Source organism: Actinoplanes sp. NPDC026623, from assembly GCF_040638275.1.
Classification (GTDB): domain Bacteria; phylum Actinomycetota; class Actinomycetes; order Mycobacteriales; family Micromonosporaceae; genus Actinoplanes.
The window spans coordinates 1-1,981 of sequence record NZ_JBEZXZ010000417.1 but is presented as its reverse complement, the minus strand read 5'-3'; the positions used below and the strand labels follow the sequence as shown (position 1 = coordinate 1,981).

General features: G+C 79.4%; 3 protein-coding genes. All 3 read left to right on the top strand.

Annotation, left to right across the window (positions count from 1 at the left end):
- Positions 1 to 905: TadA family conjugal transfer-associated ATPase (locus tag AB0F10_RS45400; RefSeq protein WP_360640800.1), on the top strand; the 905-nt coding region annotated here is incomplete at its 5' end.
- On the top strand, positions 902 to 1,681 hold the full coding sequence (locus AB0F10_RS45395; protein ID WP_360640799.1) for a hypothetical protein: 780 nt from the start codon (positions 902 to 904) through the stop codon (positions 1,679 to 1,681). The genes AB0F10_RS45400 and AB0F10_RS45395, both read left to right, overlap by 4 nt.
- Positions 1,678 to 1,887 carry a hypothetical protein gene (locus AB0F10_RS45390; protein ID WP_360640797.1) on the top strand — a complete coding sequence of 70 codons (210 nt, stop codon included), beginning with the start codon at positions 1,678 to 1,680 and terminating at the stop codon, positions 1,885 to 1,887. The genes AB0F10_RS45395 and AB0F10_RS45390 overlap by 4 nt, the downstream gene beginning before the upstream one ends.
- Positions 1,888 to 1,981 lie beyond the last annotated feature (94 nt).

Genomic DNA, 1,981 nt, shown 5'->3' with positions numbered 1-1,981 from the left:
CCGTCACCCTCGGTGGGCCCGACGAGGTGCGGCGGCTGGCGCAGCGCCTCGCGGCCGCCTGCGGCCGGCGGCTCGACGACGGCCAGCCCTACGCCGACGCGCGGCTCCCCGACGGCACCAGGCTGCACGCGGTGCTTCCGCCGGTGGCGACCGGCGGGCCCTATCTGTCCCTGCGCACGTTCCGGCAGCGGCCGTTCAGCCTCGGCGATCTCGTCGAGCACGGCACGGTGCCGCCGGCGCTGGCCCCGCTGCTCGCCGCCGTGGTCGGCGCGCGGCTCGCCTACCTGGTGACGGGCGGGACCGGCTCGGGCAAGACGACGCTGCTCGGCACGCTGCTCGCCCTGGTGCCGCACACCGAGCGGATCGTGCTGGTCGAGGACGCGGCCGAGCTGAGGCCCGTGCATCCGCACGTGGTCGCGCTACAGGCGCGGACCGCGAACGTCGAGGGTGCGGGCGCGGTCGTCCTCACGGACCTGGTGCGGCAGGCGCTGCGGATGCGCCCCGACCGGCTCGTCGTCGGCGAGTGCCGGGGCGCCGAGGTCGTCGACCTGCTCGGCGCGCTCAACACCGGGCACGATGGCGGCGCCGGGACCCTGCACGCCAACGCGCCGGCCGACGTACCGGCCCGGCTGGAGGCGCTGGGCATGCTCGGCGGGCTGCCGCGGGCCGCGTTGCACGCGCAGGTGCTGGCCGCGCTGCAGGTCGTGCTTCAGGTTCGGCGCACCGACCGGGGCCGGGTCCTCGAATCGGTCGGGGTGTTGCGGCCCGAGGGGGAGCAGCGGCTGGTCACCGTCGTGCCGGCCTGGCAGCGGGGTCGCGGCGCGGGGCCGGGCGCGCAGTCGCTGGCCCGGCAGCTTGCCGAGCGCGGCGTCGCGGTGCCGCCGGTCCTGGAGACGCGGCCGTGAGCTGGGCGGCCTGGGTGCTCGCCGCCGCGCTGCTGACCGCCGCCGCCGCGGTGGCGGTCTGGCCCGCGCGGACGGTCGCCCGCCGGCTCCAGGCGCAGCGGCCCGCGTGGCGGCCGGCCAGGCCCAGATTGGATCCCGGTCCGCTCCGGAGGCGGGCGCGGGAGCTCGCGGACCGCCGGCCGCGGCGGGTCATGGGTGCCGCCGGCCTGTCGGGGGCGACTGCGGGACTGATCGTCGCGGGCCCGGTTGCGGGCTTCGTCCTCGCGGCCTGCGGCATGCTCGGCATGCGGGCGGCGTTGCGGCGCATGGCCCGGCGGCAAGCGGCGGCGGCCCGGTCCCGCAGCCTCGACGAGCTCACCGCCCTCGCGGCCGACCTGCGCGCGGGGCTGGCGTTGGGCGGCTCGTCCGTCGTGCCGGCCTCGTCCGGTGCCCCGGGGGACCGGCGGCTGGCAGACCTGGCCGCGGCCGTGTGGCGGCTCGCCGAGCGCACCGGCGCACCCGCCGCGGACCTGGTCGAACGGATCGAGGCCGACGCGCGGGCGGCCGACCGCTCCCGGGCGACGGCGGCCGCCCAGGCCGCCGGCGCCCAGGCCACGGCCCTGCTGCTGGCGGCGCTGCCGGTCGGCGGGATCGGGCTCGGCTACAGCGTCGGCGTCGATCCGCTTCAGGTGCTGCTGCACACGCCGCTCGGCGCGGCGTGCGCGGTCGGCGCGGTGCTGCTGCAGTCGGCCGGGCTGCTCTGGGCGGACCGGCTCGCAAACGGTCCGGCCCGATGACCGAGCCGACCTGCGGCGCCGCCGCGTTGCTCCGCCCCGGCGGGCCGGTGCGGGTGCCGTTCCGGCAGTGCTGTGCCGCCGCGCTGCTGCTCGCCGCGAGGACACCCGGGCCTGACACGCCGGCGGGCGAGGCGGCCGCGTCATGCCCGCATCGGGTGGCGTCACTGATCGAGTTGGCGCCGCTGACGGGGGAGGCGCTCCCATGAGCGGCGCCGCCCGGCGGCTGTCCCGGCTGGACGGGCCGCCGGGAGAAGCACCGCCGGGCCGGGCCCCGCGGGTCCTCATCGCGATCGCCGCCGG